Genomic DNA, 17,053 nt, shown 5'->3' on the forward strand with positions numbered 1-17,053 from the left:
GCGCTCAAGATCAAGCCCGTCCGGCGTTTGAGGACGAGGCCGAAGGCCGATCAAGCCGCGCCCCACCCGCCCCGGGCTACGCCGGGCCCGCCTCAGGCGAAGGCTCCCCCTGCTCCTTGACCGGCCCCTCCGCCTCGCCGTGCGCCGACGACGAGGGCTCCGGGGTCGTCGGGTCCGGCGTCGGCGCGGGCGGCTCGGGCGACGGCGGGTCCGGGGTGGGCGTGGTCTTCGTGGGGCGGGGCCCCGGCTTCGTGCGCGTCGGCGTCGGCCGCCCGTTCCTCGTCGGCTCGACCGACGCGGGGGTGGTGCCGGAACCGGCCCGCGACGGCTTGCTGCCCGGCTTGTCGTCGCCGTCGGCCTCCGGCGACGCCTCGTCCTTGGCGCCGCGCTTGCCCTTGCCCTTCTTGCCCTTGCCGTCGCCGCCCCCGCGGCCCCCGTCGTCGCCGCGGCCGCGCTCACCGCCGGGCAGCACCGTGCCGCCGTCGGGCGCGGCGGCGCCCCCGCGCTCCTTGGCCGACTTCCCGGGTACGGGCGCGCCGCTCCCGTCGTCGCCGATGCTCATGCAGCCCGCGGTCGCCGCGACGGCCACCACGGTCGCGGCCCATCGGACGGAAACGTAGAACTGGCGCACGGCCGAGCACCTCCGAGGCGCAGGGGGAGAGAGACGCCCTGCCCAACTCCCGCGCCCGGCAAGAGGACACGCGCGCGGCTCAGCCGTACCCGAGCGCGGCTCAGCCGTACCCGAGCGCGTGCAGCCGCTCGTCGTCGATCCCGAAGTGGTGCGCCACCTCGTGCACCACGGTGATCTCCGTCTCCGCCACGACGTCCTCGCGCGAGACGCACATCCGCAGCGTCGGGCCCCGGTAGATGGTGATCCGGTCCGGCAGGACCCCGGCGTACCACTCGCCGCGGTCGGTCAGCGGCGTGCCCTCATAGAGCCCGAGCAGCTCGGGGTCGTCGCTCGGCGGCTCGTCCTCGACGAACACCGCCACGTTGTCCATGAGCCGTGTCAGCTCCGGCGGGATCCGGTCGAGCGCCTCGGCCACCAGTTCCTCGAACTCCTCGCGCGTCATCTCCAGCACACGTCCATTGTCGACCGTCGATCACCGGCAGGCATAGCCACCTCCCCGCATGGGCATACGCGCCCAATGGGGCGCGACGTCACGGTCGTTCTGCGGCACCTGCGCAGCCTGCGCGGTGCCCCCTCCGCTCTCCTGGACCGCGCCCGCACCCGGTGGCACGGGCACCGGAGCGCCCGCGAAACCGCACGTCAGCGGCGTGCCCTGCCCGAGCTGGGCAAGGCCCCGCACCCTTTCGCCCGCTCCCTCGGACTGATCACCGTCGTGGTGCTCGGGGCCTGGCTCGGCCTGCTGGTCGTCGGCAGCGTCCGTACGTCCGTGGGGCCCATGGACACCCGAATGGCGCTGCGGCCCTCGCTCACCGGCGGCACGAAGATCGACGTGTCGCCGCTCGGCGCCCTGGAGCTGCGCTCGCACACCGCGCCGATCCGCCTCGACGTCGACGTGGACCGCCTCGACCCGGTGCGCTCCGAGGCCCTGGTCAACCACCCCGAGCGGATCAACGGGCTCCAGGAGGAGGTCGCGAGCGACGTGGCCGGCGGCACGCTGAACCTGGCGGTGCGCTCCTGCGCCGCGGTGGTCGCCGGGGCGACCGCGCTCGGCCTCGCCGTCTACCGCCGGCCCCGCCGCGCCCTTGCCGCGGGCGGCCTCGCCCTGACCCTGCTCGCCGCGTCCGGCGTGGCCGCGTTCGCGACCTGGAACCCCCGCTCCGTCCTGGAGCCGAAGTTCTCGGGCCTGCTCAGCAGCGCGCCCTCCGTGGTCGGCAACGCCCGCAACATCGTGAGTGAATTCGACGTCTACCAGCGGGAGTTGGCCCGTCTGGTGACGAACGTCACCAAGCTGTACGACGTGACGTCCACGCTGCCCGCGTACGAGCCGGACCCCTCCACGATCCGCCTCCTGCACGTCTCCGACATCCACCTCAACCCGGCGAGCTGGAAGATCGTCAACTCGCTCGTCGAGCAGTACGACATCGACGTCATCGTCGACTCCGGCGACACCATGGACCACGGCACCAGCGCCGAGAACGGCTTCCTCGACCCCATCGAGGACCTCGACGCGCCCTATGTGTGGGTGCGCGGCAACCACGACTCCACGACCACGCAGCGCTATCTGAAGAAGCTCAAGAACGCGCACGTGCTGGACGACGGGAAGCCCGTGGACGTCGCGGGCCTGCGGTTCGCGGGCATCGGCGACCCCCAGTTCACGCCCGACCGCTCCACGAAGGCGGAGGGCGACCCGGCGGAGGAGGTGGCGGGCATCACGCTCGCCTCGTCCCTGCGCGCCCAGGCCGCCGCGCGCACCCCGGTCGACGTGGCGGTCGCGCACAACCCGGTGGCCGCGCGCGAGACGGACGGCACGGTGCCCCTGGTCCTCGCGGGGCATCTGCACCACCAGGAGATGGAGGTCATGGACAAGGGCACCCGGCTGCGGATCGAGGGCTCCACCGGTGGCAGCGGGCTGCGCGCCGTCGAGGGCGAGCACCCGGACCCCGTCGAGACCTCCGTGCTCTATCTGGACCGCGCCACCAAGCGGCTCCAGGCCTGGGACGAGATCAAGCTCGGTGGGCTCGGCCTCACGAAAGCCGAGGTCAGCCGCCATCTGCCCAAGGAGAACCAGCCCGGGGCCAAGCCCTCGACACCTCCGCCGGGCCCTCCTCCGTAAACCGTTTTGGCGATCGGTCCCCGCATCCCATATGCTTCTCACGTCCCCGACGCGCTGCGAAGCGCCCAGGCGGGTCGATAGCCCTCATCGTCTAGCGGCCTAGGACGCCGCCCTTTCAAGGCGGTAGCACGGGTTCGAATCCCGTTGGGGGCACGCACCACCCTGTGCGAGACTAGTGCTCGCACAACGCAAGGTCCTGTGGAGCAGTTTGGAGTGCTCGCCACCCTGTCAAGGTGGAGGCCGCGGGTTCAAATCCCGTCAGGACCGCTTGCAGATCACCCCGGTGAGCTGCGTGGCTGGGTAGCTCAGTTGGTACGAGCGATCGCCTGAAAAGCGATAGGTCGCCGGTTCGATCCCGGCCCCAGCCACCACCAGAAGCCCTCGTCTCCGGACGGGGGTTTCGTCGTTTCCCGGGCCGTGGTCCGGCCGGGTGATGTTTCACGTGAAACACCTTGCCCCGCGCGCCAGTTGGCGTCCGCTCTGGGCGGGCCCGGCAGGCCCGCCCAGAGCAGGAGTCACTCCGCGTCCGGTGCCACGCCGGACTCCGCGCGACGGCCCGCGCCGGACTCCGTGCGGCGGCCGCGGACCGCCGCCGCCAGGGCGACCGCGGCGGCCACGGCGACGAGGCCGAGCAGGGCCGCCCAGTCCGGGACCGCGTCACCGATGCGGCTCGCCCGCTCCTGGACCGTGTACGAGTCGTCCACGTCGAGGAGGCCGGGCAGCGCGGCGGCGCCGTCGTAGGCGAGGAACAGGGCGCCGAGCAGCACGAAGAACAGGCCGGAGAGCAGGGACGTCGTATGCAGCTCAAGGCGGCCGACGCGGAAGGCACGGCCGCGCAGCCACCGCCGCCGCCCCAGGTCGAACCGCTCCCACAGCGCGGCGAGGACGAACAGCGGCACCGCCATCCCCAGCGCGTACACGGCGAGCAGCGCGCCCCCGTACACCGGGCTGCCGCTCACCGCGGCGACCGTCAGGACGCTGCCGAGGATCGGGCCCGCGCAGAACCCGGCGAGCCCGTAGACGGCGCCGAGCGCGTACACCGATACCGCCGTGGTGGGCCGGATGCGCCCGGAAAGCTCGGCGAGGCGGCGGGAGGCGAAGCCGAGCCCCACCACCTGCGCGATCCCGAGCGCGATGATCGTCCAGCCCGCCCAGAACACCAGCTGCTCCCGGTGCCCGAAGAAGAACCGCCCGGCCGTCGACCCGGCGGCGCCGAGCGGCACGAGGGTCGTGGCGAGCCCGGCGTAGAAGATCCCGGTCCGGGCGAGCAGCCGCGACGTGGAGTCGATCGAGTACGCGAAGAACGCCGGAAGCAGCAGTGCGCTGCACGGGCTGACCAGGGCGAGGAGACCGGCGAGGAAGGCGGCGAAGTATCCGACGTCGGCCGTCACTTGCCGGAACCCCCCTTGCCGCCCTTGGCGCGGCTCGCCGCCGCCTTCTCGATCGCCTCCTCGAAGACGGACTGGGGCTGCGCGCCCGCGATGGGCCGCCCGTTGATCAGGAAGGACGGGGTGGACGTGGCGCCGAGCTTGTAGCCCTGGTCCTGGTCCTTCTTCACCGCCGCCTTGGCCGCGTCGCTCTCGGCGTCCCGCAGGAAGCGCGGGACGTCCTTGACCCCGGCCTCGCGCGCCAGTTCCTTGAGCCGTCCCTCACGGAAGCCCTTCTCCTTGGCGCCGTCCGCGTACGCGGCCTCGTGGAACTGCCAGAACCGGCCTTGCTCGCCCGCGGCCCAGGCGCCGCGCGCCGCCCGCTCGGAGTCCTCACCGAAGATCGGGAAGTTGCGCCACTCGATGCGCAGGGTGCCGTTGTCGACGTACTTCTTCACCAGGTCGGGCTCGGTGTCCCGGGCGAACTTGCCGCAGAAGCCGCACTTGAAGTCGGCGAACTCGATCATGACGACGGGCGCGTCGGCCTTGCCCTGGGCGAGCGCGTCCTTGGCGTCGCGGCGCGCGAGGGCCTCCAGCTCGGGGAAGACACCCGCCTCCGGCGCGGCGGAGTCCGAGCCCTTCGCGGCAGCCGCGGAGGACCCCTTGGACCCGGAATCGTCCGGCTTGGTGGCGGTGTACGAGGCGAGACCGAGCGCCCCGGCGGCGACGGCGACCGCGGCGACGACGGCGATGTTCTTCTTCTTGCGGGCAGTGGACATGGTGATGCGCTTCTCCTGTTGCGTGCGTAGCTGAAGGGGCCCCTGAGACAGGGGCCTCCTACACGCGCAGTACGGAGAGATCCACCGGTGACGGGGGCGTGAGCGGCGGCGGCGCGCGCAGCGACGCGACGGCCCGCACGGCGAGCTCACCGCTCCAGGAGCCGCAGTCGTCGACGACGCGGACCGCGAACGCCGACGGCGGCAGCTCGTACCCGGGCCCCTGGCGCGGCGGCACCGCGGGCCGCTGCCCCAGGTCGGAGGCGTCGCTCCGGCCGCACCCCGGCACGCCGCGCCCGTCGGCGTCCTGGGCGAAGACGTGTGCCGCCTGCTCGACGGGCGGCGCGGGCCGGTCCGCGAAGGCGGGCCCGCAGAACGCCCCGAGCACCACGAGCAGCACCGCCACCAGGGGGCACCAGGGCGTACGCACACGGGACGACATGCCCGGAATGGTACGTGCCGCGGCGCGCGCCCCGGGAAATCGGTTGGCCACCTGTGAGCACCGGGTGAGATCCTGGACCGCGTATGTCTACGCAGCCCGCCCTCACCCTCGACGCCCTCGCCCCCCGCCTGTCGGAGCTGTCGCTGCGCGACGAGCACCGCATCGGCCGGCGGCTCGAAGGTGCGCGCCGGATCCGCAAACCCGAAGCCCGGGCCACCGTCCTCGCCGAGATCGCGACGGACATCGACCAGGCCGCCACCAGGATGGCGGGCCGCGCCGACGGCGTGCCCGCGATCACCTACCCCGAGCAGCTCCCGGTCAGCCAGAAGAAGGACGCGATCCTGGAGGCGATCCGCGACCACCAGGTCGTGATCGTCGCGGGTGAGACGGGCTCCGGCAAGACCACCCAGATCCCGAAGATCTGTCTGGAGCTCGGCCGGGGCGTGCGCGGCCTCATCGGCCATACGCAGCCGCGCCGCATCGCGGCCCGCACGGTCGCCGAGCGCGTCGCCGACGAGCTGAACACGCCGCTCGGCGAGGCCGTCGGCTGGAAGGTCCGCTTCACGGACCAGGTCAGCGGCGGCACGTACGTGAAGCTGATGACGGACGGCATCCTGCTGGCCGAGATCCAGACGGACCGCGAGCTGCGCGCGTACGACACGATCATCATCGACGAGGCCCACGAGCGCTCGCTCAACATCGACTTCCTGCTCGGCTATCTCGCCCAGCTCCTGCCCAAGCGCCCGGACCTCAAGGTCGTGATCACCTCCGCGACCATCGACCCCGAGCGCTTCTCGCGGCACTTCGGCGACGCCCCGATCGTCGAGGTCAGCGGCCGTACGTATCCGGTGGAGGTGCGCTACCGCCCGCTCCTGGAGGAGGAGGGCGACGACCCGGACCGCGACCAGATCACGGCGATCACGGACGCGGTCGAGGAGCTCCAGGCCGAGGGCAAGGGCGACATCCTCGTCTTCCTCTCCGGCGAGCGCGAGATCCGCGACACGGCGGACGCGCTGGAGAAGAAGAAGTACCGGTTCACGGAAGTCCTGCCGCTGTACGCGCGGCTCTCGCACGCGGAGCAGCACCGCGTCTTCCAGCAGCACACCGGCCGAAGAATCGTCCTGGCGACCAACGTCGCCGAGACGTCCCTGACCGTCCCGGGCATCAAGTACGTGATCGACCCGGGCACGGCCCGCATCTCGCGCTACAGCCACCGCACGAAGGTGCAGCGCCTGCCCATCGAGGCGATCAGCCAGGCCAGCGCCAACCAGCGCAAGGGCCGCTGCGGCCGTACGTCCGACGGCATCTGCATCCGTCTGTACTCCGAGGACGACTTCGAGGCCCGCCCGGAGTTCACGGACGCGGAGATCCTGCGGACGAACCTGGCGTCGGTCATCCTCCAGATGACCGCGGCGGGCCTCGGCGACATCGAGAAGTTCCCCTTCATCGACCCGCCGGACCACCGCAACATCCGCGACGGCGTCCAGCTCCTCCAGGAGCTCGGCGCGCTCGACCCGGCGCAGAAGGACCCGCGCAAGCGCCTCACCCCGCAGGGCCGCAAGCTGGCGCAGCTGCCCGTGGACCCGCGCCTGGCCCGCATGGTCCTGGAGGCGGACCTGAACGGCTGTGTGCGCGAGGTCATGGTGATCGCCGCCGCCCTGTCCATCCAGGACCCGCGCGAGCGCCCCGCCGACAAGCAGACGCAGGCCGACCAGCAGCACGCCCGGTTCAAGGACGAGACGTCGGACTTCCTGGCGTACCTCAACCTGTGGCGGTACGTGCGCGAGCAGCAGAAGGAGCTCGGCTCCTCCGCCTTCCGCCGCATGTGCAAGCGGGAGTACCTGAACTTCCTGCGCATCCGCGAGTGGCAGGACATCTACACCCAGCTGCACACGGTCGCCAAGCAGATGGGCATCCAGCTGAACGACGGCGACGCCGCCGAGAAGCAGGTGCACATCTCGCTGCTCGCGGGGCTGCTCAGCCACGTCGGCATGAAGGACGTGAAGGACGGCGCCAAGAACGAGTACCTGGGGGCGCGGAGCGCCAAGTTCGCGATCTTCCCGGGCTCGGCGCTTTTCAAGAAGCCGCCGCGCTTCGTGATGTCCGCGGAGCTGGTCGAAACGTCACGCCTGTGGGCGCGGGTGAACGCGCGCGTCGAGCCGGAGTGGGTCGAACCGCTCGCCCAGCACCTGATCAAGCGCACGTACAGCGAGCCGCACTGGGAGAAGGACCAGGCGGCCGTGATGGCGTACGAGAAGGTGACGCTGTACGGCGTCCCGATCGTCACCGACCGCAAGGTGAACTACGGGCGGATCGACCCCGAGGTCTCCCGCGACCTGTTCATCCGCAACGCGCTCGTCGAGGGCGACTGGCGCACGCACCACAAGTTCTTCGCCGACAACCGCAAGCTGCTCACCGAGGTCGAGGAGCTGGAGCACCGGGCGCGGCGCCGGGACATCCTCGTCGACGACGAGACGCTCTTCGACTTCTACGACCAGCGCGTGCCCGAGGACGTCGTGTCGGGGGCGCACTTCGACTCCTGGTGGAAGAAGAAGCGCCACGACGAGCCGGAGCTGCTCGACTTCGAGCGGTCGATGCTCATCAACGAGAAGGCGGGGGACGTCTCCAAGGACGACTACCCCGACTCGTGGCGCCAGGGGCAGCTCAAGTTCCGGGTGACGTACCAGTTCGAGCCGGGCGCGGACGCGGACGGCGTGACGGTCCACGTCCCGCTGCAGGTCCTGAACCAGGTCACGGACGAGGGCTTCGACTGGCAGATCCCGGGCCTGCGCGAGGAGGTCGTGATCGAGCTGATCCGCTCCCTGCCGAAGCCGATCCGCCGGAACTACGTCCCGGCGCCCAACTTCGCGAAGGCGTTCCTGGAGCGCGCGGTGCCGCTGCAGGAGCCGCTGCACGTCACGCTCGCGCGCGAGCTGCAGCGGATGGTCGGGGTGCCGGTCTCGCCGGACGACTTCGACCTGACGCGCGTACCCGACCACTTGAAGATCACCTTCCGGATCACCGACGAGCGGCGTCGCAAGCTCGCCGAGGACAAGGACCTTCAGGCGCTGAAGCTCCAGCTCAAGCCGAAGGCCCGCAAGGCCCTGTCGCAGGCGGCGGCCGCGACGGCCGAGCGCACGGGCGGCGCCACCATCGAGCGCACCGGCCTCACGGACTGGAGCATCGGCACCCTGACCCGCGTCTTCGAGACACGCAGGGCGGGCCAGCCCGTGAAGGCCTACCCGGCCCTGGTCGACGACGGCGACACGGTCTCCGTACGCCTCTTCGACACCGAGGCGGAGCAGGCCCAGGCCATGTGGAAGGGAACGCGCCGCCTCATCCTGCGCAACATCCCGGTGAATCCGGCCAAGTTCGCCCAGGACAGGCTGACCAACCAGCAGAAGCTCGCCCTGTCGGCGAATCCGCACGGCTCCATGCCCGCCCTGTTCGCCGACTGCGCGACCGCCGCCGCGGACAAGCTGATCGCGGACTTCGGCGGCCCGGTATGGGACGAGGAGTCGTACCGCAAGCTCTACGAGAAGGTGCGCGCCGAGATCGTCGACACGACGGTCCGCACGGTCGCACAGGTCCAGCAGGTCCTCGCCGCCTGGCAGGCCTGTGAGCGGCGCCTGAAGTCGACGAGAAGCCCCGCGCTGCTCGCCAACCTGAAGGACGTACGGGAGCAGCTGGACGCCGTCATCAAGCCCGGCTTCGTCACCGAGGCGGGCATCCGCAGGCTGCCGGACCTGATGCGCTACATGGTCGCCGCCGACCGCCGGCTGCAGCAGATGCCGGCGAACGCGCAGCGGGACACCACGCGCATGGAGAAGGTCCGCGAGATGCGCGACGAGTACGCCTGGCTCCTGGAGCAGCTGCCGGGGGGCCGCCCGGTGCCGCAGGAGGTCCTGGACATCCGCTGGATGATCGAGGAGCTGCGCGTCAGCTACTTCGCCCACGCGCTCGGCACGGCCTACCCCGTCTCGGACAAGCGCATCGTGAAGGCCATCGACGCGGCGGTGCCGTAACCGACCGGACACCCAGGGTGAGTTCGACCGCTGGCCTGCACTCCTGTACAGTCCTTCTCGCAGCGCAACGCAGTACGAGCGCCGCGAAACCTGGTCCTGTGGAGCAGTTTGGAGTGCTCGCCACCCTGTCAAGGTGGAGGCCGCGGGTTCAAATCCCGTCAGGACCGCAGTAGGAAAGCGGGCCGCACCCTCAAGGTGCGGCCCGCTTTCGCGTGCACGGCCGACGGCGAGCAGCACCCATCAAGCCCGTCCGGCGTTTGAGGACGAGCGCGCCAGCGCGACAATCAAGCCCGTCCGGCGCCCGAGGACGAGCCCGAAGGGCGACAACGCCCCCCAAGGCCCCCGGCCCGATTCCGCGCTGCCCTTCTTGACGGCGTCACATTCCCCCGGTACCCCAATCAGCAGGACCCTGGGGCCCAGGGGCAGCCCCGCCCCCCGGAGGTGACGCATGACGCCAGTCCCCGCATCCGCACGGCACGAGACGCGCGCCCTGCTGCGCGCCCATCTCGCCGCGGCGTCGAGCTACCGCCATCTGACGCGGCACTGCCCCATCTGCCACCGGCTGCTGCGCCTCGCGATGGAGCCCGCCGACGACGCGCACGAGGCCACAGAGGCGCCCGAGGCCGCCGAGCGGCACTCCGGGCAATGCGAGGACGAAAGTCCCCCCAAGGCATGACCAAAGCCGCCGCGCGCGGCGGCCGCGCGGTGGGAGGCTGAGAGCCACGGAAGCGGGAGCGAACGCCTCCGCCCGGGCGCTACGCCCCATTAGCGCAAGGGCGGCGAAGGCAACAAGCCACGGTGCGTGTGACGGTAGTCACCGAATGAGTTTCAGAAACCGTTGAACTTACACCCGTCCTACAACAGGTCAATCTAATATGTGCAATTGCACCTACGAGTAGAGCCGCACGCTGCGCGCTGTTGAGTGGCCCTGTGAGCCGCCTTGTTGAAGCCTGGGAGAGCGTGTAGGGCGAGCGGCCCCGGCGCGCGAGCCCGGGCACAAAAAAGATCGCGCTGGACCCGGCGGAGTCCAGCGCGATCGACGACGCACCCAAGCGGCTCGGGCGGGGGCCCCGTTGGGGCAGGACCCGCGTCGTGTGGAGCTATGGGTCGGACGGTGCGGCCGGGTTGGGGGACCCAGCAGCGATGGTGCTCTTCGTCCGATGTGTACTGCTTGCTGCGATAACGCCCTGCGTCAGGCCTCGCTGCGCTGCTGCGGAATGCCCGCGAGCAGTGCGCGGACCTCGGCCTCGCGGTAACGGCGGTGCCCGCCGAGCGTGCGAATCGACGTGAGCTTGCCAGCCTTGGCCCAGCGCGTGACCGTCTTGGGGTCGACGCGGAACATCGTGGCAACCTCAGCCGGGGTCAGCAGCGGCTCGGCATCAGGGGTGCGAGCGGTCATGAGCGGCCTCCTCGGGAGAACCGAACCTTCTCGGTTCATTCCTCTAAATTCTGCACCTTGACCCGCGTTGCCCGAAATGGCGGACGCGAGTCGAGTCGGTTATAGGACGAACGGCTTGTCCTCGGCACTACAACTACACCATCCGTCCAGCCGCGTCGGCCAAACCGATGGAATTGCCCTCCCAGGTGTCCATCAGCGACGGAAGCCGATGGACCATGCCATAGCGGACAGTCACGCCACAGTGACGATCAGTCACAGAGCGATCAGGAGTCAACAGACCCCCCATAGCGTGCAATGCTGAGCATTCCGCCCGTAGTTGGACGGAAGGAGCCCTGTCCGGACTCCTTGTCCTATTTTGGCATGAGGAAGGCCGATCGGCGCAAGGGTCAGTTAAGTGCGGTCCATCACGCTTGAGGCAAAGGCCCGGATCGGGACCTACGTCCCGGCGCCGGGACAAGGAAAGCCCAGGATGCACTACTTCCAGGGGAAAACCACCGGCTCGTGGTCACGGCTTCGTCAAGGAACGCGACGTCAGTTCGAGAACTGCCGCTCCCGGACCGCGCGCCAGCGCTCGACGAGCCGGGCGTACGCCTCACTCGCGCCCACCCCGTCACCGTCGCGCAGCGCCTCGATGCCCGCGGCCACGTCCGCCGCCGAGTGGTCCTCGTCGAGCGTCTCCCGCGACAGCGTGTGCACCAGACCGCCGTAGTCCAGCTCGACGAGCGAGCGCGGATGGAACTCCTCCAGCCACCGGCCCACGTCCACCAGGCCGTCGATGAGCGGCCCCTCGTCCATGGCGTCGCGCAGCGCCTTCAGGCCCCGCGCGACCCGGCGGCGGGCCTGCACCATCGGCGTGCGGTACCGCAGGACGGGCGCCGCGGCCCCGGGCGGCTCGCTCTCGTCGGCGGCGTCGGCGTACCCCGTGTCGTAGAAGCGCTCCTCGTCCGCCACCAGGACGAACCAGTTCAGCGGGACGTGCCAGGTCGCCGTGCGGATCCAGGGGCGCGCGTCGGGGTTGCGGGCCAGCCAGGCCTCGTAGTCCGCGGTCGCCTGCCGGCGCACCACCGGCGGGATGACCGCGTCCAGGACCGGCGCGGGCAGCTGCTCGGCCAGATCGCCGAGGGCCTGCCAGCCGCGCAGCCGGGTGCGCCAGGGGCAGACGCACACCACGCCGTCCGCCTCCACCACGAACGCGTCGCGGCTCTCGTGCACCGGCACCGGGATCGGCGGCGTGGGCGCCAGATCGGCCAGCGAAGCCCGTAGTTCGTCCTGGTAGGAGGGCCGCTCCGAGCGGCGTGCGTAGCGCGCCCAGTGGGTGCGCTCGGGCTCGGGGAAGGCGGCGAGGGGCTCGTACACGCGCAAGTACGACGCATACGGGACGACCACCGAGGACACCTTGGGCACGGCTCCTCCCCTCCCCCGCGTACCGGCTGGAAAACACTGCAGATCGTGCCATGGCCGAACACCGTCGTACTCCGTCTCTCAGCCCGGGAGAGTGACCCCCGCGAGGAGGGGACAGAGTCTTGCCGACCTCCGTGCGGCGGCGGGTCCCTCCGAGGCTCTACTCTCATGCCACAACGGGACCCGCCACCCGCACGGGCCACCCGTCCAACCGCCGCTACGTAACCGGGAGTCACCACCGTGACCGATGTAACCGACGGCGTCCTGCACACCCTGTTCCAGTCGGAACAAGGGGGTCATGAGCAGGTCGTGCTCTGCCAGGACCGCGCCAGCGGACTCAAGGCCGTCATCGCCATCCACTCCACCGCCCTGGGCCCCGCCCTCGGCGGCACGCGCTTCTACCCCTACGCCACCGAGGAAGCGGCCGTCGCCGACGCGCTGAACCTCGCCCGCGGCATGTCGTACAAGAACGCCATGGCCGGACTCGACCACGGCGGGGGCAAGGCCGTCATCATCGGCGACCCGGACAAGATCAAGAGCGACGAGCTGCTCCTGGCCTACGGCCGCTTCGTGGCCTCCCTCGGCGGCCGCTACGTGACGGCCTGCGACGTCGGTACGTACGTGGCGGACATGGACGTCGTGGCGCGCGAGAGCCGCTGGACGACCGGCCGCTCCCCCGAGAACGGCGGCGCGGGCGACTCGTCCGTGCTGACCGCCTTCGGCGTCTTCCAGGGCATGCGGGCGTCGGCGGCACACCTGTGGGGCGAGCCGTCGCTGCGCGGCCGCAAGGTCGGCGTCGCGGGCGTCGGCAAGGTCGGCCACATCCTCGTCGAGCACCTCATCGAGGACGGCGCCGAGGTCGTGATCACGGATGTGCGCGAGGAGTCCGTGCGCCGCATCACGGACAAGCACCCGCAGGTGGGCGCGGTCGCCGACACCGAGGCCCTGATCCGCACCGAGGGCCTGGACGTGTACGCGCCGTGCGCCCTCGGCGGCGCGCTCGACGACGACTCCGTGCCGGTCCTCACCGCGCGGATCGTGTGCGGCGCGGCCAACAACCAGCTCGCGCACCCCGGCGTCGAGAAGGACCTCGCCGACCGCGGCATCCTCTACGCCCCGGACTACGTGGTCAACGCGGGCGGTGTCATCCAGGTCGCCGACGAGCTGCACGGCTTCGACTTCGACCGCTGCAAGGCGAAGGCCTCGAAGATCTACGACACCACGCTCGCCATATTCGCTCGCGCGAAGGCGGATGGGATTCCGCCGGCCGCCGCGGCCGACAGGATCGCCGAGCAGCGCATCGCGGAGGCCCGTCGCGGCTGACGCGTACCGGGCGAAAGGCTGCGCAAAGTGTCCGAAAGGCAATGGAACGCAGCCCGTGGACAACTGAATACGGCCTCCAGAACGGCCTGATCGGGCCCTGACAAGGCCCCCGTCGGGGCCCGCCGGCGTCATCGGGAGAGAAGACTCACGCCCGTCGGCGGGTCGCCCGCCAAGAAGAGGTTAAAATCGCAGCTGACCAGCGAGGAAAGGGCTCCTCGCCGGTCGTGCGCCGAGGCGCGTCCTGCGGGCGACGTACCGTATGGCCGCAGGAACAGGTACCGTGGAAGCCCTACGGACCGGTCTCTCCACGGAGAGCCCGTTCCGGATCATGAACGCGTGTCAAGACTCTGGGGCCATGAGCCCCGATACCGAGGGGGTCGAGCCATGGGGCGCGGCCGGGCCAAGGCCAAGCAGACAAAGGTCGCCCGCCAGCTGAAGTACAACAGCGGCGGGACTGACCTGTCGCGTCTGGCCAATGAGCTGGGCGCTTCGACTTCGCAGCAGCCGCCGAACGGCGAGCCGTTCGAGGATGACGAAGACGAAGAAGACCCGTACGCGCAGTACGCGGATCTGTACAACACCGACGACGATGACGACGAGGCGGACGAGTCCGGCCCGTCACAGCAGCGCCGCGGCGCTTGACCTCGTAGTTCGGTACTTCGCGCGGAAACGTCCGCGACCTCTCGCAGGCAGCGCGACAACGCACTTCACCCGGTCCGGGCAGTTTGCCGGACCGGGTTTCGTGCTGTGCGGCGTGGATTACTTGGCGTAGTCGCCCGTGAGCTCGGCCCCGGTGGCGTGGTCACCGCGGTCGGTGATCTCACCCGCGACCCAGGAGTCGACGCCGCGGTCGGCGAGCGTCGCCAGGGCCACGTCGACGGAGTCCTCGGGCACGACGGCGATCATGCCGACGCCCATGTTCAGGGTCTTCTCCAGCTCCAGGCGCTCGACCCGGCCCGCCTTGCCGACGAGGTCGAAGACGGCACCCGGCGCCCATGTGGAGCGGTCGACGGTGGCGTGCAGCCCTTCGGGGATCACCCGGGCCAGGTTCGCCGCGAGGCCGCCTCCGGTGACGTGGCTGAACGCGTGCACGTCGGTGGTGCGGGTGAGCGCCAGACAGTCCAGGGAGTAGATCCTGGTGGGCTCCAGGAGCTCCTCGCCGAGGGTGCGGCCGAACTCCTCGACCTGCTGACCCAGGGTCATCTTCGCGCGGTCGAAGACCACATGCCGGACCAGCGAGTACCCGTTGGAGTGAAGACCGGAGGACGCCATGGCGATGACGGCGTCACCCTTGCGGATGCGATCGGGGCCGAGCACGCGGTCCGCCTCCACGACGCCCGTGCCCGCGCCCGCGACGTCGAAGTCGTCCGGGCCGAGCAGGCCCGGGTGCTCGGCCGTCTCGCCGCCGACGAGCGCGCAGCCCGCGAGCACACAGCCCTCGGCGATGCCCTTGACGATGGCGGCGACGCGCTCCGGGTGGACCTTGCCGACGCAGATGTAGTCGGTCATGAACAGCGGCTCGGCGCCGCACACGACGATGTCGTCCATGACCATGGCGACCAGGTCGTGGCCGATGGTGTCGTACACGCCGAGCTGCCGGGCGAGATCGACCTTGGTGCCGACGCCGTCCGTCGCGGAGGCGAGCAGCGGCCGCTCGAAGCGCTTGAGGGCGGAGGCGTCGAAGAGCCCGGCGAAGCCGCCGAGGCCGCCGAGGCCCGCCACCTCCGGACGCTGGGTCTTCTTGACCCACTCCTTCATGAGCTCGACGGCGCGGTCGCCCGCTTCGATGTCGACGCCCGCCGCGGCGTAGGAGGCACCAGTACCAGCAGTTGTCTCAGACATTGCCCGGGATCTTTCGGTGTTGACGATGGGGCTCAGGGGCGACGGATCGCGTCGGCGGCGGCCGTGGCCGCCGGGCCCGCGGCCAGCTCCGTCTCCAGGAGCTGCTTGCCCAGCAGCTCGGGGTCGGGCAGCTCCATCGGGTACTCGCCGTCGAAGCAGGCGCGGCACAGGTCCGGCTTGTCGATGGTGGTCGCCTCGATCATGCCGTCGATGGAGATGTACGACAGGGAGTCGGCGCCGAGCGAGGTGCCGATCTCGTCGATGGTCATGCCGTTGGCGATGAGCTCGGCGCGGGTCGCGAAGTCGATGCCGAAGAAGCACGGCCACTTCACGGGCGGCGAGGAGATCCGCACGTGCACCTCGGCGGCGCCCGCCTCGCGGAGCATCTTGACCAGGGCGCGCTGGGTGTTGCCGCGGACGATCGAGTCGTCGACGACCACCAGGCGCTTGCCCCTGATGACTTCCTTGAGGGGGTTCAGCTTCAGCCGGATGCCCAGCTGGCGGATGGTCTGGGAGGGCTGGATGAAGGTCCGCCCGACATAGGCGTTCTTGACGAGGCCCGCGCCGAAGGGGATGCCGGAGGCTTCCGCGTAGCCGATCGCGGCGGGGGTGCCGGACTCGGGCGTCGCTATGACCAGGTCCGCGTCGACCGGCGCTTCCTTGGCCAGTTTTCGACCCATCTCAACGCGCGAGAGATAGACGTTCCGCCCCGCGATGTCGGTGTCGGGCCGAGCCAGATAGACATACTCGAAGACACAGCCCTTGGGCTTCGCTTCCGCGAATCGGGAGGTGCGCAGGCCGTTCTCGTCGATGGCGACGAACTCGCCCGGCTCGATCTCGCGGACGAAGCTGGCGCCGCAGATGTCGAGCGCGGCGGACTCCGAGGCGACGACCCAGCCGCGCTCCAGGCGGCCGAGCACCAGCGGGCGGATGCCCTGCGGGTCGCGGGCCGCGTACAGCGTGTGCTCGTCCATGAAGACGAGGCTGAAGGCGCCCCGCACCTGCGGCAGGACCGCGGCGGCGGCCTCTTCTATGGTCAGCGGTTTGCCGTCGGCGTCGGTCTGGCCCGCGAGCAGCGCGGTGACCAGGTCCGTGTCGTTGGTCGCGGCGACCTGGGTCGCGCGGCCGTTCTCCTTCGGCAGGTCGGCGACCATCTCGGCGAGACGGGCCGTGTTGACCAGGTTGCCGTTGTGGCCGAGGGCGATGGAGCCGTGGGCCGTGGCGCGGAAGGTGGGCTGGGCGTTCTCCCAGACGGAGGCTCCGGTGGTCGAGTAGCGGGCGTGTCCGACCGCGATGTGACCCTGGAGGGAGCCGAGGGAGGTTTCGTCGAAGACCTGGGACACGAGGCCCATGTCCTTGAAGACGAGGATCTGGGAGCCGTTGCTGACCGCGATTCCCGCGGATTCCTGACCCCGATGCTGGAGGGCGTAGAGCCCGAAGTACGTGAGCTTTGCGACCTCTTCGCCCGGAGCCCAGACACCGAAGACGCCGCAAGCGTCCTGGGGGCCTTTCTCGCCGGGGAGCAGATCGTGATTGAGTCGACCGTCACCACGTGGCACGGCACCGAGTGTAGGCGAGATCGACCACTGGTCCGAATTGGGGATGCGGGTCTTGTACGGAGCGTAGGCGCGGCCTTTACGGGGGCTCGGAGGGCCGCGGCTGAATATGTACGTTCCGCCAAGGAGCCCGGTTGCGGATCTCCTGGCGAGGCCCTTCCCGATCGTGTCCCGGCCG

Annotated in this window: 14 protein-coding genes and 4 tRNA genes; 9 read left to right on the forward strand and 9 right to left on the reverse strand. The window is 70.5% G+C overall.

The annotated features are described in order from the left end of the window. Positions 1-76 precede the first annotated feature (76 nt). Both CP982_RS20665 and CP982_RS20670 read right to left on the reverse strand, forming a co-directional pair. Positions 77-631, reverse strand: a complete 555-nt coding sequence (locus tag CP982_RS20665) for a hypothetical protein (RefSeq protein WP_150511906.1) — start codon at positions 629-631, stop codon at positions 77-79. Between the two features lie 100 nt (positions 632-731). Beyond that, a complete protein-coding gene (locus CP982_RS20670; RefSeq protein ID WP_184925157.1) occupies positions 732-1,082 on the reverse strand; it encodes a metallopeptidase family protein in 351 nt (116 codons plus the stop codon). A gap of 66 nt (positions 1,083-1,148) precedes the next feature. On the opposite strand from CP982_RS20670, the gene CP982_RS20675 reads away from it, so the two are divergent. The 4 genes from CP982_RS20675 to CP982_RS20690 all read left to right on the forward strand — a co-directional run bounded on the left by CP982_RS20675 (position 1,149) and on the right by CP982_RS20690 (position 3,115). After that, positions 1,149-2,744, forward strand: a complete 1,596-nt coding sequence (locus CP982_RS20675; protein WP_150511907.1) for a metallophosphoesterase family protein — start codon at positions 1,149-1,151, stop codon at positions 2,742-2,744. Positions 2,745-2,824: 80 nt separating this feature from the next. After that, a tRNA-Glu gene (locus CP982_RS20680) sits at positions 2,825-2,897 on the forward strand. A 39-nt stretch (positions 2,898-2,936) separates the two neighbouring features. Beyond that, a tRNA-Asp gene (locus tag CP982_RS20685) sits at positions 2,937-3,011 on the forward strand. A 27-nt stretch (positions 3,012-3,038) separates the two neighbouring features. Further along, positions 3,039-3,115: transfer RNA gene (locus tag CP982_RS20690), tRNA-Phe, on the forward strand. Positions 3,116-3,259: 144 nt separating this feature from the next. Here CP982_RS20690 and CP982_RS20695 read toward each other — a convergent pair. The 3 genes from CP982_RS20695 to CP982_RS20705 are packed head-to-tail and all read right to left on the reverse strand — an operon-like array spanning position 3,260 to position 5,329. Continuing rightward, positions 3,260-4,135, reverse strand: coding sequence for a cytochrome c biogenesis CcdA family protein (locus CP982_RS20695; protein WP_150511908.1), 876 nt, complete (start codon positions 4,133-4,135; stop codon positions 3,260-3,262). Continuing rightward, a complete protein-coding gene (locus CP982_RS20700; protein ID WP_150511909.1) occupies positions 4,132-4,890 on the reverse strand; it encodes a DsbA family protein in 759 nt (252 codons plus the stop codon). Before CP982_RS20700 ends, CP982_RS20695 begins: the two co-directional genes overlap by 4 nt. A gap of 58 nt (positions 4,891-4,948) precedes the next feature. Then, positions 4,949-5,329, reverse strand: a complete 381-nt coding sequence (locus tag CP982_RS20705) for a hypothetical protein (protein WP_150511910.1) — start codon at positions 5,327-5,329, stop codon at positions 4,949-4,951. A gap of 83 nt (positions 5,330-5,412) precedes the next feature. On the opposite strand from CP982_RS20705, the gene hrpA reads away from it, so the two are divergent. The 3 genes from hrpA to CP982_RS20720 all read left to right on the forward strand — a co-directional run bounded on the left by hrpA (position 5,413) and on the right by CP982_RS20720 (position 10,030). Beyond that, positions 5,413-9,354 carry an ATP-dependent RNA helicase HrpA gene (gene hrpA / locus CP982_RS20710; protein ID WP_150511911.1) on the forward strand — a complete coding sequence of 1,314 codons (3,942 nt, stop codon included), beginning with the start codon at positions 5,413-5,415 and terminating at the stop codon, positions 9,352-9,354. A gap of 92 nt (positions 9,355-9,446) precedes the next feature. Further along, positions 9,447-9,521: transfer RNA gene (locus tag CP982_RS20715), tRNA-Asp, on the forward strand. 281 nt (positions 9,522-9,802) lie between these two features. Further along, entirely contained in the window at positions 9,803-10,030 is a 228-nt protein-coding gene (locus CP982_RS20720) for a DUF6274 family protein (RefSeq protein ID WP_150511912.1), read from the forward strand. Between the two features lie 516 nt (positions 10,031-10,546). Here the strand turns inward: CP982_RS20720 and bldC are convergent. Together bldC and CP982_RS20730 are read right to left on the reverse strand one after the other, a co-directional pair. Next, positions 10,547-10,753, reverse strand: coding sequence for a developmental transcriptional regulator BldC (gene bldC / locus CP982_RS20725; protein WP_003949541.1), 207 nt, complete (start codon positions 10,751-10,753; stop codon positions 10,547-10,549). 531 nt (positions 10,754-11,284) lie between these two features. After that, entirely contained in the window at positions 11,285-12,157 is an 873-nt protein-coding gene (locus CP982_RS20730; RefSeq protein ID WP_150511913.1) for a DUF8083 family protein, read from the reverse strand. Between the two features lie 237 nt (positions 12,158-12,394). Between CP982_RS20730 and CP982_RS20735 the strand changes: the two genes are divergently transcribed. Both CP982_RS20735 and CP982_RS20740 read left to right on the forward strand, forming a co-directional pair. Next, positions 12,395-13,477, forward strand: a complete 1,083-nt coding sequence (locus CP982_RS20735) for a Leu/Phe/Val dehydrogenase (RefSeq protein WP_150511914.1) — start codon at positions 12,395-12,397, stop codon at positions 13,475-13,477. A 384-nt stretch (positions 13,478-13,861) separates the two neighbouring features. After that, the gene (locus tag CP982_RS20740) at positions 13,862-14,119 is read left to right on the forward strand and encodes a DUF3073 domain-containing protein (RefSeq protein ID WP_150511915.1); all 258 of its coding nucleotides are present in this window, start codon (positions 13,862-13,864) and stop codon (positions 14,117-14,119) included. A gap of 117 nt (positions 14,120-14,236) precedes the next feature. On the opposite strand, the gene purM is transcribed toward CP982_RS20740, so the two are convergent. Together purM and purF are read right to left on the reverse strand one after the other, a co-directional pair. Next, positions 14,237-15,319 carry a phosphoribosylformylglycinamidine cyclo-ligase gene (gene purM, locus CP982_RS20745; protein WP_150511916.1) on the reverse strand — a complete coding sequence of 361 codons (1,083 nt, stop codon included), beginning with the start codon at positions 15,317-15,319 and terminating at the stop codon, positions 14,237-14,239. A 32-nt stretch (positions 15,320-15,351) separates the two neighbouring features. Continuing rightward, on the reverse strand, positions 15,352-16,878 hold the full coding sequence (gene purF / locus CP982_RS20750; RefSeq protein WP_150511917.1) for an amidophosphoribosyltransferase: 1,527 nt from the start codon (positions 16,876-16,878) through the stop codon (positions 15,352-15,354). Positions 16,879-17,053: the final 175 nt, after the last annotated feature.

This window comes from Streptomyces spectabilis (assembly GCF_008704795.1).
Lineage (GTDB): Bacteria > Actinomycetota > Actinomycetes > Streptomycetales > Streptomycetaceae > Streptomyces > Streptomyces spectabilis.

Coding starts and splice junctions, on each gene's coding strand:
- CP982_RS20720 (WP_150511912.1), top strand. CDS start 9,803: ATGACGCCAGTCCCCGCATCCGCACGGCACGAGACGCGCGCCCTGCTG.
- hrpA (WP_150511911.1), top strand. CDS start 5,413: ATGTCTACGCAGCCCGCCCTCACCCTCGACGCCCTCGCCCCCCGCCTG.
- CP982_RS20675 (WP_150511907.1), top strand. CDS start 1,149: ATGGGGCGCGACGTCACGGTCGTTCTGCGGCACCTGCGCAGCCTGCGC.
- CP982_RS20700 (WP_150511909.1), bottom strand. CDS start 4,890: ATGTCCACTGCCCGCAAGAAGAAGAACATCGCCGTCGTCGCCGCGGTC.
- CP982_RS20740 (WP_150511915.1), top strand. CDS start 13,862: ATGGGGCGCGGCCGGGCCAAGGCCAAGCAGACAAAGGTCGCCCGCCAG.
- purM (WP_150511916.1), bottom strand. CDS start 15,319: ATGTCTGAGACAACTGCTGGTACTGGTGCCTCCTACGCCGCGGCGGGC.
- bldC (WP_003949541.1), bottom strand. CDS start 10,753: ATGACCGCTCGCACCCCTGATGCCGAGCCGCTGCTGACCCCGGCTGAG.
- CP982_RS20705 (WP_150511910.1), bottom strand. CDS start 5,329: ATGTCGTCCCGTGTGCGTACGCCCTGGTGCCCCCTGGTGGCGGTGCTG.